General features: G+C 59.3%; 13 protein-coding genes. 8 read left to right on the top strand and 5 right to left on the bottom strand.

Annotation, left to right across the window (positions count from 1 at the left end):
- The first annotated feature begins 55 nt into the window (after positions 1-55).
- Positions 56-2,599 (top strand): TonB-dependent receptor, encoded by a 2,544-nt coding sequence (locus CHN51_RS01745; protein WP_100092472.1) that lies wholly within the window; start codon positions 56-58, stop codon positions 2,597-2,599.
- A 64-nt stretch (positions 2,600-2,663) separates the two neighbouring features.
- On the opposite strand, the gene CHN51_RS01740 is transcribed toward CHN51_RS01745, so the two are convergent.
- Genes CHN51_RS01740 through CHN51_RS01730 form a run of 3 tightly spaced genes read right to left on the bottom strand, consistent with a single transcriptional unit; the run spans position 2,664 to position 6,439 of the window.
- Complete coding sequence (locus CHN51_RS01740; RefSeq protein WP_100092471.1) at positions 2,664-3,695, bottom strand: HupE/UreJ family protein; 1,032 nt, start codon at positions 3,693-3,695, stop codon at positions 2,664-2,666.
- Positions 3,692-4,516, bottom strand: a complete 825-nt coding sequence (locus tag CHN51_RS01735) for a peptidylprolyl isomerase (protein ID WP_100092470.1) — start codon at positions 4,514-4,516, stop codon at positions 3,692-3,694. Before CHN51_RS01735 ends, CHN51_RS01740 begins: the two co-directional genes overlap by 4 nt.
- A gap of 18 nt (positions 4,517-4,534) precedes the next feature.
- Positions 4,535-6,439, bottom strand: a complete 1,905-nt coding sequence (locus CHN51_RS01730; RefSeq protein ID WP_100092469.1) for a DUF3604 domain-containing protein — start codon at positions 6,437-6,439, stop codon at positions 4,535-4,537.
- A 222-nt stretch (positions 6,440-6,661) separates the two neighbouring features.
- On the opposite strand from CHN51_RS01730, the gene CHN51_RS20285 reads away from it, so the two are divergent.
- On the top strand, positions 6,662-6,793 hold the full coding sequence (locus tag CHN51_RS20285; RefSeq protein WP_276308612.1) for a hypothetical protein: 132 nt from the start codon (positions 6,662-6,664) through the stop codon (positions 6,791-6,793).
- Here the strand turns inward: CHN51_RS20285 and CHN51_RS01725 are convergent.
- Positions 6,786-7,546 (bottom strand): IS5 family transposase gene (locus CHN51_RS01725; RefSeq protein WP_100095349.1). Its coding sequence is split into 2 segments (ribosomal slippage): positions 6,786-7,213 and positions 7,213-7,546, totalling 762 coding nucleotides; the frame shifts between segments, so codons are not numbered across the junction. The two genes, CHN51_RS20285 and CHN51_RS01725, sit on opposite strands and share 8 nt — an antisense overlap.
- Before the next feature lie 84 nt (positions 7,547-7,630).
- Here CHN51_RS01725 and CHN51_RS01720 point away from each other — a divergent pair.
- The 6 genes from CHN51_RS01720 (at position 7,631) to CHN51_RS01695 (ending at position 15,160) form a co-directional block, all read left to right on the top strand.
- The gene (locus tag CHN51_RS01720; RefSeq protein WP_240616828.1) at positions 7,631-10,069 is read left to right on the top strand and encodes a TonB-dependent receptor; all 2,439 of its coding nucleotides are present in this window, start codon (positions 7,631-7,633) and stop codon (positions 10,067-10,069) included.
- Between the two features lie 103 nt (positions 10,070-10,172).
- A complete protein-coding gene (locus CHN51_RS01715; protein WP_100092467.1) occupies positions 10,173-11,333 on the top strand; it encodes an iron-containing alcohol dehydrogenase in 1,161 nt (386 codons plus the stop codon).
- The gene (locus CHN51_RS01710; protein WP_240616827.1) at positions 11,317-11,769 is read left to right on the top strand and encodes a thioesterase family protein; all 453 of its coding nucleotides are present in this window, start codon (positions 11,317-11,319) and stop codon (positions 11,767-11,769) included. Before CHN51_RS01715 ends, CHN51_RS01710 begins: the two co-directional genes overlap by 17 nt.
- A gap of 30 nt (positions 11,770-11,799) precedes the next feature.
- Positions 11,800-12,942 carry an acyl-CoA dehydrogenase family protein gene (locus CHN51_RS01705; protein ID WP_100092466.1) on the top strand — a complete coding sequence of 381 codons (1,143 nt, stop codon included), beginning with the start codon at positions 11,800-11,802 and terminating at the stop codon, positions 12,940-12,942.
- 116 nt (positions 12,943-13,058) lie between these two features.
- Positions 13,059-13,982, top strand: a complete 924-nt coding sequence (locus tag CHN51_RS01700; protein ID WP_100095366.1) for a DMT family transporter — start codon at positions 13,059-13,061, stop codon at positions 13,980-13,982.
- A gap of 5 nt (positions 13,983-13,987) precedes the next feature.
- The gene (locus CHN51_RS01695; RefSeq protein WP_100092465.1) at positions 13,988-15,160 is read left to right on the top strand and encodes a crosslink repair DNA glycosylase YcaQ family protein; all 1,173 of its coding nucleotides are present in this window, start codon (positions 13,988-13,990) and stop codon (positions 15,158-15,160) included.
- A 12-nt stretch (positions 15,161-15,172) separates the two neighbouring features.
- Here the strand turns inward: CHN51_RS01695 and CHN51_RS01690 are convergent, their stop codons facing one another.
- Entirely contained in the window at positions 15,173-15,718 is a 546-nt protein-coding gene (locus tag CHN51_RS01690) for a hypothetical protein (protein ID WP_100092464.1), read from the bottom strand.
- Positions 15,719-15,917: the final 199 nt, after the last annotated feature.

Raw genomic sequence — 15,917 nt, 5'->3', positions numbered from 1 at the left:
CCCCCTCTCTGCGCCATCAAACATAAACGACAGTGCTTCAAACTGGAGAATATTAGTGAACGAAGTCAATAAATTGCTCGCGGCCGCGCTTTGCGCAACCGCCCTGACGACTCCGGCGATCGCCCAGGACAATGTGCAGGAAGCCGAAACTTTCGACGACAATGTAATCATCGTCACGGCAACCCGCCGCTCGCAAGATGTCCAGAATATCCCCCTGGCGGTTACCGCGGTCGGCCCGGTCGAACTTGATCGCCAGGGCGTCGCCAATATCGGTCAGATAACCAATATATCGTCCAGCTACTCGGTATCCAATGCCCAGCTGGCCTCGGGTTCGGTGGTGCTGCGGATCCGCGGGGTCGGCACGACCTCCAACAATATCGGATTTGAATCGGCCGTCGGCATTTTCATCGACGGCGCCTATCAGTCGCGTCCCGGTGTCGCGCTTTCCGAACTTGTCGATGTCGAACGGGTTGAAATCCTGCGCGGTCCGCAAGGGACGCTGTTTGGACGGAATACGTCTGCCGGTGCCCTGAGCATCATCAACACACGGCCGGACCTCGACGCGTTCGGCGGCTTTGCCAACGCGACCTATGGCAATCGCGACCTGATGGGCGTGCAAGGAGCGGTGAACGTGCCGATCGTCGAGGGCCAGCTGGCGCTCCGTGTCACCGGTGCCTATCGCGAACGCGACGGCTATGTGACCGTGGTCGACGGCAGCGGTACCAAGATCGGCGATTCGAACGGCACAGACCAATATCTTGTTCGCGGTCAGCTCGGCTTTGAAACCGATGGCGGCATCACGGGAAGGCTGATCGCCGACCATTCGAAGAGCACGGCGGGTTGCTGCGCCGCGATTGAAGTGTTGCAGTCACCGCTCGAAACCGCCGGCCTGTTCGCGGCTGTCGGGCTGGGACCCCGGGGCGGCATGGCCGGCCCGGACGTCGCGCTCGATCCGTTCGACACGACCACGGCGGAAATCGCGGCCGACAATCTGATTGCCACCGCCAGTTTCGCACCCGAAACGCGGTTCGACCAGTGGGGCATTACCGGAGAAGTCGAAGTGCCGTTCGGCGACAGCGCCAATCTGACCTATATCGGTTCCTATCGCGAATATGATGCGACCGAGGCCTATGATAATGATTTCTCGGATCTCGATCTGTTCAACGTGACCGGTAACCGCACGGCGATTGACACCATGACCCACGAATTGCGGGTCCAGGGCGATCTGTTCGGCGGTGCGCTGAACTGGCTGGTTGGTGGCTATTACTCCCGTGAAGACATTACGCAGGAGCTGTCCCTGGCTCTGGGGGACAATTATGATCAGGTGGTCGGAGCCACGCTCGCCGGCGCGACCGGCGGCGCTACGCTCAACCCGCTAAGCCCGATATTCTTCGGCGCCACGCCCTTGCAGAATATCACCGGCTTCGATCCGGCAGCCATCACCAATACCAATCTTTATGCGCAAAATAGCGAAAGCTGGTCGATCTTCACGCATAATGTTCTGGAAGTGGCCGACGGGCTAAAGCTGACCATCGGTCTTCGCTATTCGGACGAAAGCAAGGGAGGGAGCTTTGCCAGTGGCGGCACCGATAATTCGGTCTGTCCGGCGGTGGTGGGGCAGCTTTCCCCTGGCGGACCATTGAGCGGCCTGCCGGCTTCGCTACAAAATGCGTTATTTGCCTTCGGTTGCTTTGCCCTGACCGCTCCGGCCGATGCGCCTTTCGCTGCCGTTTTGCCGACACCGCGCACGTTCAGCAGCAAGTTCAGTGACAGCGAGCTGATCTATACCGGAAAATTGTCTTATGCCTTCGCTGATCCGGTCAATATCTATGCCAGCTTTACCCACGGCTATAAATCGGGGGGCATAAATCTCGATTCGACCGCGACAGCCGGGGGTGCCGATCCGCGCTTTCAGTCGGAAGAGGTCGATTCCTATGAAATTGGTCTGAAAGCAAAATTCCTCGACAATGGCGTGACCTTGAATCTGGCGGCTTTCCGGGAGGAATTTACCAACTTCCAGATTCTCGAATATACCGGCACGCAATTTCGCCCCTTCAATGTTCCCAAGGCCGTTTCTCAGGGCGTCGAGATCGAAACGATGCTTCGGCCGAGCGATCATTTCACGGTCAACGCCGCGCTGACCTTCACCGATGCCCGTTATCCGGATGATTGTGCCGGCACCCAGACCACGGTCAATGTGCTGGCTCTTTGCGGCAATTCGCTCACCAACGCTCCGGACTATGTCGGTATTGCGGGTGCCACCTATGGCAATGACATCGGCGCAAATCTCGAATATTTCCTGAACGCGCAGGTCCGGTTCGAGGGTGATCGCCGCACGTCGACCCAGGCGATCGACACCACAGATCTGGCCGCGGAGAAGCCGCTTCCGTTTGTCGTGCAGGACAGCAATATCAAGATCAATCTGCGCGCGGGTATCGGTAGTCAGGACGAGTCCTGGGGGATTGAGGCCTTTGTGACCAATCTGACCAATGAAGTGACCCGTGGCGTCACCTTTGCGACAATCCTGCGCTCCGGTTCGCAATCGGTCTTCGTTCAGGAGCCGCGCAGCTACGGACTGACCTTGCGCAGCAAATTCTAGGACTGCTTCCATCCTGCGGTGTTTCCATATTGATGGGAGAGGCCGGCGTGTCCGGCCTCTCCCATCATACCAATATCCGCGTCAGCGTATAATAAGCGCCGAGCGAACCGACCAGGTAAAGAGCAGGGCGGGTCAGCCATATTTGTCGGTCAACCGGCAGGCGACCGATCAGCCAGTAACCGGCCAATATGGTCGCGACGAACAGGATCTGGCCGATTTCCACGCCCAGATTGAACAATAGCAACGCCCATATCTCTTGGCCTTTGGGCAGGCCGATGTCGGCCAGCGCGCCGGCAAAACCCAGTCCGTGCAGCAGCCCGAAAGCGGCGGCGACAATCCAGGGCTGGCGGATTGTCAGGCTGGTCTTGCCGGACCGTTTGCGCACGACCTCTACCGCGAGAAAGAATATGCTGAGGGCAATCAGCAGCTCGACCGGTTCGCTCGGCAGACGGAACAGGCCGAGAGCGGTGATGGCCAAGGTCAGGCTGTGGCCGGCGGTAAAGGCGGTGACGACCCAGAATATCCGGCGCACCGGCGTGAGCAGCAACAGGCCGAGAACGAACAATAGATGATCCCAGCCGAACAGCATATGTTCCGCGCCGATCCGCAGATAGGCGCTGGCGGGGGAATCACTGGTCTGTGCGTCCAACGAAAAAGCGGTGCTGGCCGGACGCAGGACCCGCGTCTGCTCGCGCCCGTCGGCAAATTTAAGGCGGACAAAAACATCGGTCAGCGTCTGTTCAAGCCCCTCGATCCTGACTTCGCCGCGGTCAAGGCGGCAGGCCGTCTGCCAGCTCTCGATAGTCGCCGTGCCGGTAAATTCCTGCTGCGTCTGCTCGGGCGGAGCGCATTGGGCGGGCAGGACGGGCCGCATCCTCAGCTTGCGGCCCGAAAGGACCGGCTGTTTCCAGATCACCGCGACCGTGCCTTCGGCCTGTTCGGTCAGCTCCAGCGCAGCCGGACGGATTTCATGGGCCGCTGCCGGACTGACCGCCAATAACAGGCAGAGTGCGATAAGCAGAATAGGCCATAACCAGCAAGCGCCGCTCAGCCGGTTCTGCAACTTCGAGGAGGCTGATACGGGCGGGCGCGTCATGGCTCGTTTTCGACCACCACTTCATATTTGCCGATCAGCTTCCCCAGCGCGGCGCGTTTCGCATCGCTGCGCTGCTCGTCCTGCCAGGCGGCCAGAACTTCGGCGCGGATCGGTTCGAAACGCGCCTGCGCGGCATTGTCGATGGCCTCGATGCGGACGAGATGCAGGCCGAAGGCGGAGCCGACCGGCGCGCTCCATGTCCCGGCCTTCAGTTTGAATATGGCCGCAGCAAATTCCGGTCCGAACAACCGCCCGACTTCCCGCTCGGGCACCGCGGCATAGCTGCGCTTCTGGATGAACGGATCACCGAGCGATTTCCAGTCTGCCCCGGATAGCAGCCGGACGCGCGCGGCTTCGGCTATCGATTCGATCCGTGATCCGTGTTTTTCGGGACTGAAATAGACATGGGTAAAGCTGCGCATTTCCGGTGCGGCAAAACGGTCGCGATGGTCGTTGAACCAGCGTTCCAGCTCGGCATCCGTGGGGTCGTCCGCTGCGGCTTCATCGCCGACCAGAAAGTCCATTTTCTGCGCCAGCCGCCGCCGGATGATCGTGTCGCCTTCACCCAGACCCAGTCGGCCTGCTTCGCGGACCAGAACCTCTTCCTGCACATATTGGTCGATGATCTGCTGCCGGTCCTCGCCGGTCGGCAGCCGTCCCGCCGTGCCCGCCCAGATTTTCTCCAGCCGGTCGATTTCTGCCGCACTCACGACGATTGTCCGGCCCTGCTCGCCCTGCCAGACGGTCCAGAAGTGGTTGATGGCGACCAGCGCCAGTCCGATCAGGACAAAATGCGTGATCGGATCACGAAAGATTTTCACGTCATATATCCTGTCGAATCAGGCGGTTGGCACATACCAGATTGGCGAAGACCAGGCGCGTTCCTGGATCGTCTTGGCCAGCGCGGGATTGGGCGCGACGCCCGCCCGCAACGCATCCCATGTCGACCAGCGGCAAACCGGATTTTCCAGCACCCGCACATAATAAGAGGCCCGCTGGCCCGCCTTGTGCTCGGGATCGCGCCAGAAGGTCTTCAGTTCCGGAGCGCCCTTGTCAGCGGAAATCGAACAATCTGCCAGATCCACTTTCGCGCCATTGTCGGGGCAGCGGAAATTTGCGTCGGGCGCGCCGCCATCGCTGCAGGCGACATCAAAGACTTTCTCTTTCGCCTCGCCGCCATCGGTCCAGACCTTGATGACCTGCAGGCGTTGCAGTGGCGCGCTCATCGCGTCGCGCATAGCCCAGATGATGAAGCCGGGCGTCTTGTTGCCGACCAGATCGCCGCCCATCGGGACACCGTCTCTATAGGCCTTGCTGACCATTTCCGGATCATCGAGCATTTTCTCGTCAAAGCCGAAGCCGCCGAAAAAGCGCAATTTTATGCGTGTGCCGGTGGTTGCATAGGTTTCCTTGCGCCGCATCGCATCGAAAATCGCCTCACGGCTGTTTTGTTCTGCCCAGACCGCGGCATAGCCAGAGGCGCTCCATCGCGAGAACCAGCTCGCTGCACGGGGATCGACGGTAATGCCTTGCCAGCTCTTCTTGCCGCCAGGCGGGATCGAGCCCCGCGATTCGGGCGATCCGTCGACGATGCCGATTTTCGACCAGAAATTCTTCTCGTCGAACGAACCGCCGGCGACATGGGTGTCGCTGGAACCGATGAAACCGAAATGAAACGGGTCGGCACCGATTTCCAGGGTCAGTTTCAGCCCGTTGGCGATCGCCTGTCGCACATAATCGCCTTCGCTGGTCCTGGACGTGACCATCGAGCTCAGCAATTTGTCGTAGATTTCGAAATCGGCCCACTCGTCATTGGGCGACAGCGACGGATGGGTTTCCGACGTGCCCTTGACCTGGGTGATTTCGACAATCGGCTCGTTGCGGATCCGTTTTTCTGCATAGGCCTTGGTCAGCGGCTGGCCGTTATAGGTTTCCATCTTGAACATCTCGCCGTCCGAGACATTGCTGTTGTGCGGGATCGACATCGCGTCATTGCCGGCCTCGCGCTGGTCGTCCATCCAGGACCACAGATCCTCCGGATTGGTCGAATCCACCGTGGCAAAGGGCATGGCGGGAGCAGAATCGCGGAATATGACGTTGCGGTGCAAATTGCCGCCGGCAAAGCCCCCGTCTTCGCCACGGGTGACGCGAACCGCTGTATATTCATAGCCGGCGAAGGTGGTGAACTTGCCGGGCTTGTTATATTTCTTTGCAGAATCGATTATCTGCTGCCAGACATTCCCGACGATGGCAGGATCATAGACGCCGTCCATCTTGCGGCCGTCGCGGACGGCTCCACCGATCAGCTGGAAAGCCTCGATAATCTTGTCCGGATCGGTGCTGAACATCTGCTTGGCGATGTCGAGCCGGGATAATGGCGTGCCGGCGGTGTTCATCGCTTCGAGATGGCCGAGATAGGCTGCATGATCGGTCACCGCCATGAAGTCGAGCGGCGGGCCTTCCAGCTTCAGATCATAGCCGAGCGGATGTTTTATCGTGCCGCCCATGCCGAATTCATAGGCATCATCCGGCGAGGTGCGGATGTTGAAAATATAGGCGTCGAAACTGTTCTTGGTGTGGATATGGAGGTCGCCGAAATAGACATTGCGGTCCGGATTGGCTTCTTCTCCGTAGGTTTCACCCGGAGCCAGCGCGATTTCCGCTTCGGCGCTTGCATCTTTGTCGGCAGAGCAGCCGCTGATCAGCGCGCCCAGTACGACCAATACAGACATTCTATGTGTCATTTTTTCATCCCTCCCGCGGGCAAAGGCCGATTTCCGCTCTTATGATCCCCAGCGATTGTTACATATTTGCAACGTCTGCGGTGGAATCGCCCCTTATCTGCCCGTCTCCGCTTGATTTAATGGCGCAATTAATCGACTGACGCAAGCACAGCTGACGTAAATACAAGCCATCCCCCCCAGGAAATTGGCGACAACGGAAGCAAGTATAACGGGAGAGTAAATATGAAAATGATCAACAAAATCCTCATGGCCGCACTGTGTAGCACTGCCATGACCACCCCCGCTTTTGCGCAGGACGCAGCGCAGGAAGCCGAAACCTTCGACGACAATGTAGGGTCAGGACTCATTAACTGAGCCAGAAGATGACGGTAGCTGCGATTGCGATGGCGGACATGAAGGTATGTGCGCATCGGTCATAGCGGGTGTGGATACGCCTCCAGTCCTTGATGCGTCCGAACATATTCTCGATTTTGTGACGTTGCCGGTAGAGGGTTTTGTCGAAGTCAGCGGGTAATATCCGTCCCTTTCGCGGCGGGATGCACGGCGTGATGCCTTTGGCCTGCAGGGCGGCGCGATACTCGTCGCTGTCATAGCCTTTGTCCCCGATCATGCAGAGGGCATGATCGGGTAGCGCGGAATATGTGAGCTTTGCACCGATATGATCGCTCATCTGCCCTTCGCTTAAACACAGGACCAACGGCCTGCCTGACCCGTCACACACGGCATGGAGCTTGGAGTTTAAGCCGCCCTTCGTTCTTCCGATATATCTGGAAACAGACCCTTTTTTAAAAGGCTGGCAGCGGTGCGATGCGCTTTCAAGTGCGTGGCATCAATCATCAGCACGTCATCGGCATCGCTGGTAGCTGCCAGAGCAGAGAATATCTTGTTGAACACACCCATACGGCTCCAGCGGATAAAGCGATTATAGATCGTCTTATGAGGGCCATAGGCTGCAGGGGCATCGCGCCAACGCAACCCATTACGGATCACGAAGACAATGCCACTCAATACACGCCGGTCATCAACTCTCGGAACTCCGTGCGATAACGGGAAATATGGCTCTATCCGGCGCATCTGCGCCTTGCTCAACATAAACAGATCACTCATCAGCGGCACCTCCTTTGATGCCACCATTGAATCAACCTTCTACCAATCATGCAAGCTATTTAATAGGTCCTGAACCTAATCATCGTGACGGCAACCCGCCGCGCAGAAGATGTCCAGGATATTCCTATCGCGGTGACCGCGGTCAGCCCGGCCCAGCTCGAGCAGCAGGGCGTGGTCAACGTGCAGAATATCGGCAGCGTATCTTCAAGCTTCTCGACTTCCAATGCGCAAACGGCGTCCGGTACGGTTGTTCTGCGGATTCGCGGTGTCGGTACGACCTCCAACAATATCGGTTTTGAATCCGCTGTCGGTATCTTCGTGGACGGCGCCTATCAGTCACGCCCCGGCGTTGCGCTCGGCGAATTTGTCGACGTTGAACGCGTCGAGGTCCTTCGTGGCCCACAGGGTACATTGTTCGGACGGAACACGTCGGCTGGTGCCTTGAACATCACCAACGTCCGGCCTGACCTCAACGATTTTGGCGGCTTCGTAAACGCGACCTATGGCAATTTTGACCATATGAGCATCCAGGGCGCCATCAACGCTCCCCTCATCGAAGACACTCTGGCGCTGCGCGTGACCGGTGCCTATCGGAAGCGGGACGGCTATGTCGACATTATCGACAGCGCCGGCAACAGCATTGGCGATTCCAACAATACCGACCAATATCTGATCCGCGGCCAGCTCGGCTTCGAAAACGACAGCGGTATTCGCGGCCGTCTGATTGCCGATTATTCCAAGAGCACGGCAAGCTGCTGTGCGGCAATCGAGGTATTGCAGTCTCCGGTTGAAACCTTCGGCCTGTTCGGTGCAGTCGGTCTCGGCGCCCGTGGCGGCATGGCTGGACCTGACGTCGCGGTGGACCCGTTTGATACCACGGCAATGCAGCGCGCGGTGGATAACCGGATCGCCACGTCCGATATGAGAGCGGATCCATCCAATGACCAATGGGGTGTGACCGGCGAAATCGAATTCCCGATCAGCGACAGTGCCGACCTGATCTACATCGGCTCCTATCGCGAATTCCGGGCGGACGAAGCCTATGATTCGGACTTCTCGGGTCTCGACGTTTTCAACGTTCTTCCCGGCGGTGGCACCGAAATCAACACGATGACCCACGAATTGCGTCTGCAGGGTGAAGCCTTCGGCGGTGCGCTGACCTGGTTGGTCGGCGGCTATTATTCCGACGAGGATATTTCCCAGACCGTCAATTTCGGACTGGGCGCGGATTATGACCGTCTGGTCGGCGCCTTGCTGGCGGCCGGCACCGGTGGCGGAACGCTCAATCCTGCCAATCCGATCTTCTACGGCAACGGCGAGACATTCCTCGGCGCGACACCGCTGCAGAATCTGACCGGCGTCGATCCGGCAACGATGCGGACCACCAACGCCTATACGCAGAGCAGCAAGAGCTGGTCGATCTTCACCCACAACACTCTGGAAGTGGCCGAGGGCCTGAAACTGACACTGGGTCTGCGCTATTCGGATGAAAGCAAGGATGGTTCCTTCTCTCAGCCAGCGACCAACAACACGCTTTGCCCCGCAACATTGGGACAAATCGGTGCGGGCAATGTCTCGGCGCCTTTGATCTCCAATATTTTTGGTCTCGGCTGTTTTGCCTTCCTGGCGCCGGCAATCGGAACGGACGCAATCCCATTCCCGCTGCCTCGGCCTTTCAACAGCAAGTTTAGCGATGAAGAGCTGATCTATACCGGTAAAGTGAGCTATGAATTTGCCTCGCCGGTTACCGTTTATGCCAGCTTCACGCACGGCTATAAATCGGGTGGTTTCAACCTCGATTCCACGGCCGCATCCGGCGGCGCTGATCCGCGCTTCCTGTCGGAAGAAGTCGATGCCTATGAAGTTGGCCTGAAAGCCAAGTTCCTCGACAATGCGGTGACCCTGAATGTTGCGGGTTTCCACGAGGAATTCACGAACTTCCAGGTTCTGGAATTCACCGGTGCGCAGTTCACGACGTTCAACGTTCCGCTCGCAAAATCGACCGGCGTCGAAATCGAAACGGTTATTCGCCCGAGCGACAATCTGACGGTCAATGGTGGTCTGACATATACCAATGCCAGATATCCCGATGATTGCGCAGGAACGCAGACCTCCAACAATGTTCTGAGCCTGTGCGGCAACACGCTGACCAACGCTCCGAAATGGGTTGGCATCATGGGCGCAACCTATGATCGCGACATTGGCAACAGCATGAACTTCTTCATCAACGGCCAGATCCGGATGGAGAGCGATCGCCGGACGTCAACGCAGGCCTTCGATCCTGCCGATCTGACCACGCGGACGCCTGTGCCCTTTGATGTTCAGGACGGCACGGTCAAGATCAACATGCGGGCTGGTCTCGGTGAAATTGACGGCGCATGGGGCATTGAAGCCTGGGTTACCAACCTGACCAATGAAATCACGCGCGGCGTTACGTTCAACACCGTGCTGCGTTCGGGTTCACGCTCTGCCTTCATCCAGGAACCACGGATGTACGGCCTGACCCTGCGCGGCAAATTCTAGGCGGGAATGCCATATGATGGCGAATAGTCGCCAGATGAACAGGGGCCGGTTTTCCGGCCCCTTTTTATTGCGCGGCTGAGCCATTGGTGCAAAGACTGGCACGATGAAAAACTTTATCTTCCAGACCGTCCCGGTGCTCCACTTTGGCGCAGGCTGCCTCGCCCAATTGCCCGGCCAGATTGCTGCCCTGCGCGCATCCAGACCGATGATCGTCACCGACAAGGGCATCGTCAATGCCGGCCTGATTGTGCCGGTCGAAAAAACGCTGTCCGAAGCCGGATTTGATGTCGTGATATTCGATTCGGTTGTGGCCGATCCGCCGGAGGCCATCGTCCTGCAGGCTATTGAAGCCGCGAAATCAGCGGGCGTCGATATCGTTATCGGACTCGGTGGCGGCAGTTCGCTTGATACAGCCAAGGTGGTTGCGGCTCTTGCGGTCGAAGGCGCGCAGCCGCTTGCGGATATTTACGGCATCGGTCTGCTGGAACGCAAGGGCCTGCCGACCATATTGATACCTACGACTTCCGGCACTGGATCCGAAGTCACCGCCATTTCGATCCTGACCACCGGCGAAACCACCAAGGCCGGCATCATCTCGCCACATCTGGTTGCGGATGTGGCCTTGCTCGACCCTGCGCTGACCGTCGGGCTTCCCGCCAATGTCACCGCCGCGACCGGCATCGATGCAATGGTCCATGCGGTTGAATCCTACACCAGCCGCAACGGCAAGAATCCGGTCTCCGACATGCTCGCGATCGAGGCCTTGAAACTGCTCACCGCGCATATCGAAACCGCCTGTTCCGACGGCGAAAACATGCAGGCTCGCGAAGCGATGCTGCGCGGTTCGATGCTCGCTGGACAGGCTTTTGCCAACAGCCCGGTCGGCGCGATCCACGCGCTCGCCTATCCGCTCGGCGGCATCTATCATATTCCGCACGGCCTCTCCAACGCGCTGGTCATGCCTTATGTCATGCAGTTCAACCTCGAGGCCGCTGCACCGCTCTACGCCGAGCTGGCCGATGCGCTCGGTCTGCCGCGCGGCAGCGAGAACAGCAGCGAAGCGCGGGCGCAGCAGTTGATCGACTATCTCGAGGCGCTGGCGGTCAAGGTCCAGGCGCCGCGCAAGTTGCGCGAGATCGGTATCGCCAAGGAGGCCACCACCGAACTGGCCGAAGCGGCAATGCTGCAAGGCCGTCTGCTGGATAATAATCCCAGGGAGGTCACGCTGGCCGACGCCAAAAGGATCTATGATGCCGCCTGGTAAGATCCCGCGGGCCGAGCCACCGGTCCGTAGCGACTATCGCACCGGCTCGCTCATCACCACGCGCTGGAACGACAATGACCCTTATGGTCACGTCAATAACGCGATCTATTATTTCTGGTTCGACACAGCGGTAAACCGCTATCTGGTGGAGCAGGGCGCGCTCGACATCACCGGCGGCGAGACCATTGGTCTGGTGGTCAACACCAGTTGCGACTATTTTGCGCCGATCGCCTTTCCCGACGATGTCATGGCTAGAATCCGCGTCGACCGGCTGGGCAACAGCAGCGTGACTTATGGTGTCGGCCTGTTTCGCGGGGACGAGGACGTGGCGTCCGCTGCCGGCAGCTTCACCCATGTCTATGTCGACCGCGCTACAAGGCGACCGGTTTCTCTACCATCTCGCTTGCGTTCCGCGCTGGAGGCGATAGAAGTTTAACCAGACGATTAAATCGCTGGAGAGACACAGATGCTACGCCCCTTTGACAATGACGAGCGCCGCCAATTCCGTGAAACCTGCCGCCGCTTTGCCGAGACCGAATTGCAGCCCTTTGCCAATGAATGGGATGAAGCGGGCGCAATCCCCTGGGAGGTCCACGAAAAAGCCGGGGCGCTTGGCGTATGGGGCTTTGGCGTCGACGAAAAATATGGCGGGCTCGGCATGGACGATATTTTCATGCGCGCGGCCTGGGGTGAGGAAGCGGCAAGAGCGCATAATGGCGGCACGCTGGCGGCGCTCGGTGGTCGGTCGATCTCGATAGGCCCGATCCACAAGCTGGCCTCGCAGGATATCAAGGAGCGCATCCTGAAGGATATCGTGCTCGGCAAAAAGGGCTCCAGCCTCGGCATCACCGAACCGGGTGGCGGATCGGATGTCGCCAATATGCAGACCACCGCGCGGCAGGACGGCAATCACTGGGTGATCAACGGGGCGAAGACCTTCATCACCGGCGGCATGACCGCCGACCATTATGTCATCGGCGCGCGCACCGGTGGCGAGGGCCTGAACGGTATTTCGCTGTTTCTGGTCGACGCCGATGCCGAGGGCTTTTCGCGCACCGCGCTCGACAAGAAAATGGGCTGGTGGGCTTCCGATCAGGCGTCGCTCTATTTCGACGAAGTGCGCGTCCCGGCGGAAAATATGCTCGGCGAGGAAGGCCGCGGCTTCATCCAGATCATGCACAATTTCAACCACGAACGGCTCGGCATGGTCGCCCAGTCTCTCGGCATGATGCGGGTCTTGCTCGAATATTCGATCGACTATGCACAGCAGCGCGAGACGTTCGGCAAACCGATGATCAGGCATCAGGTGATCCGCCACAAGATCGCCGACATGTCGGCGCGGGTCGACCGGCTCGATGGCTGGCTCAACCAGATCTGCTGGCTCGCCGATCAGGGCGAAATGCCGGTCGCGCAGATTTGCAAGGCCAAGTTCAGCGCCACCAAGGATCTCGAGTTCTGCGCCAGCGAAGCGATGCAGATACTCGGCGGCGCCGGCTATTTGCGCGGCAATCCGGTCGAGCGTTTCTATCGCGAGGTCAAGGTGATGGCGATCGGCGGCGGCTCGGAAGAAATCATGCGCGATCTCGCGGTCCGGCAAATGGGCCTCTGATCGCGCTTGCCATTGTTGCTTGCCGGGCGATAAACAGAGCACCTTGAAAAATCCGTTCGTGCTGAGCCTGTCGAAGCACCGCGCCCGGCAACAGCATCAGGCTGATGGAATATAATATGCCCGATCTATTATCTGCCGATAGCCAGCCAGAAAACGGCCCGATCCTGCTGCCGGCGGGTTCGGTGCTTTTCGGCCTGCTGACATTCGCGATGATGGACGTCGCGATGAAAAGCCTGTCGATCGAACTGGGCGCCTATAACGCGATCCTCTGGCGGGTGCTGCTCGCATTCGTGATTGTCTCGGTTGTCTTCTTCATGCGCCGCCCGAGAATGCCCGGCAAGGCCGCCCGCAAGGTCCATCTGCAGCGCGGCATCATCATCGTCTTCATGTCCTATCTGTTCTTCTGGGGTCTCGCGCGGGTGCCGCTGGCCGAGGCCATTGCGCTGTCGTTCATTGCGCCGATTATCGCGCTCTATCTCGCCGCCGTATTCCTCGGCGAGACCATCCACCGCAACGCCATATATGCTTCCGCGCTGGGCTTTGCCGGGGTGCTGGTGATCGCATGGGGCAGGGCGAGCGGCGAGTTCGAGAAAGAGGCGCTGCTCGGCATCGGAGCCATTCTTGTGTCAGCGGTGCTCTACGCCGGCAATCTGGTGATCCAGCGGCAACAGGCGCTGCTCGCCGGTCCGATCGAGATCAGCTTCGCCCAAAATCTTGTCGTCGGGTCATCCTTCCTGCTGCTCGCGCCCTTTTTTGCGGTCGTTCCGGAAGCGGAATCGCTGCCCTATATCGGGGCCGCAGCGATATTCTCGCTGATCTCCTCGCTGTTCATCGCCTGGGGCTATGCGCGGGCCGAAGCGCAGAATCTGATCAATCTCGAATATAGCGCCTTCATCTGGGCGGCGATTTTCGGCTGGCTGTTTTTCCGCGAGCCGATCACGCTGACCACCGTGGCCGGCGCGGCGATGATCGTCGTTGGGTGCATATTGGCGACCCGGCGCGACCGGAAAGTCGCGCATATCGAAACGACCGCGGTCTGATCGCGATGGCGCTGCGCATCGGCAACCGGCAGGCGCGCTGGCTCTGGTTGCAGGCGCAGGGCCTGTCCGAAACCCCGACCGGGCCTCTTGACCTGCCGGAGACGATCCGCCGCCTCGGCTATGTCCAGCTCGATACGATCCAGAATGTCACCCGCGCCCACCATCACATCTTGTGGAGCCGCAACCAGAATTACCGCGAGCCGATGCTCGACAAGCTGTTGGGTGAGGACAGGGGGGTGTTCGAACATTTCACCCACGACGCCTCGGTCCTGCCGATCGAATTTTACCCGATGTGGCAGCGCCAGTTCCGGCGGCTCGGCGCAAAGGTGGCGGGCCATGCCTCCTTTAAAAAGGCAGCGCGCGAAATCGGCGCCGAGGAGATCAAGGCCCGCATCGCGGCGGAAGGCCCGCTGTCGACCCAGGCCTTTGACACCAAGGTCAGCGGCAAGAAACAGATGTGGGACCGCCCGCCGCACAAGAGGGTGATGGACCAGCTCTGGTATGCCGGCGAACTGGCGACCTCCCATCGCGTCAATTTCAACAAATATTACGACCTCAGCGAGCGGGTGATTCCCCCGCATCATCGTGAATCAATCCATGACGACGAGGGCCAGATCGACTGGCTCTGCCGCAACGCGCTCGACCGGCTGGCCTTTGGCTCACCCGGAGAAATCCAGCGGTTCTGGGATGCTGTGAGCGCAAAGGAAACACGGCTCTGGGCAGATTCGGCGACGGACAGTGTCGCGGTCGAGGTGGAAAATCATGAGGGGCAATGGCTCAAGGCGCTGGCACCGCCCGATATCGAGACCCGTCTGGCCACCGCGCCCGAACCGACCGCGCGCCTGCGCATCATCAATCCCTTCGATCCGGTCGTCCGCGACCGCAAGCGCCTGCTCGCCCTGTTCGGCTTTCACTATCGCAACGAGATGTTCGTGCCCGCAGCGCAGCGGCAATGGGGCTATTATGTCTACCCTATACTGGAACGCGACCGCTTCGTCGGCCGGATCGAGATCAAGGCGGACCGGGCAGCGGGCCAGCTGCGCGTCACGCAATATTGGCCGGAGCCGGGAGTGCGGCGATCGGCCGCACGGCAGTCCAGGCTTGCAGCAGAACTGGCGCGGCTGGCACGACTGATCGCTGTCCGCGACGTGATTTGGGAATGCGAGGGAGCCTTGTAGCTGGCTTCAGGCCTATTTGACGGTACCGCGAAAACGCAGTTCGCCGGTTGCGCCTGGTTCGATTGGCGATGGCAGCACCCAGCGAATGTGGGTGACATCAGCCGCCACTGCGGGGCGGGATCCCTGCTCGTCATCCGCTACGCTCAGCGAAGACAAGGGACCGAAAATTTCGCCGCCATCGACCGATACCAGAGCCCAGTCTTCGAGCGCCTCGACGAAGGTGACGGCCTGATGCACGGGATTGTTGAGCACGAATCCGGTGACCGCCTCGTCGCCCAGATTGCGATAGCTGTTGGTAACCAGCAACTTGTCGCCCGGAACCACCTTGATGGCCGAAGGGCTGAGCAGTTGGGTTACGGATTCGCCATCTTCCGAAATTTCGGTGCGTTCGACCATGATCGAGCTGTCGATTTTTACATTCGCTCGCGGATCGGTCGCCGCTTTCTGTTCATCGGCGGAAGCGGTGGCCGCATAAGCGATCTGGGACGCTGACAATCCCGTCATCAAGACACCGGCTACCATGGCCGCTTCGAGCAAAATTACGCGCATATTGGACATTTCCAAAAATCCTGTTGAACCATTGCCGACCGGACACAAGCGCCCGGTTCCCATGGGGTGGAATATGGTCGATCATGGTTAATATGCGGTTAAAGCCGTCCGTGAAATTGGCAGCGCCGTGCAGGCTGGACCGAATATCCTACAAAAAGAAACGCTCGCCAGAAAAACGCGCTTATTCGTTGGCATAGCGATTCATCCG

It is taken from the genome of Sphingorhabdus sp. YGSMI21, assembly GCF_002776575.1.
Lineage (GTDB): Bacteria > Pseudomonadota > Alphaproteobacteria > Sphingomonadales > Sphingomonadaceae > Parasphingorhabdus.
This window is presented reverse-complemented; position numbering and strand designations above follow the sequence as displayed.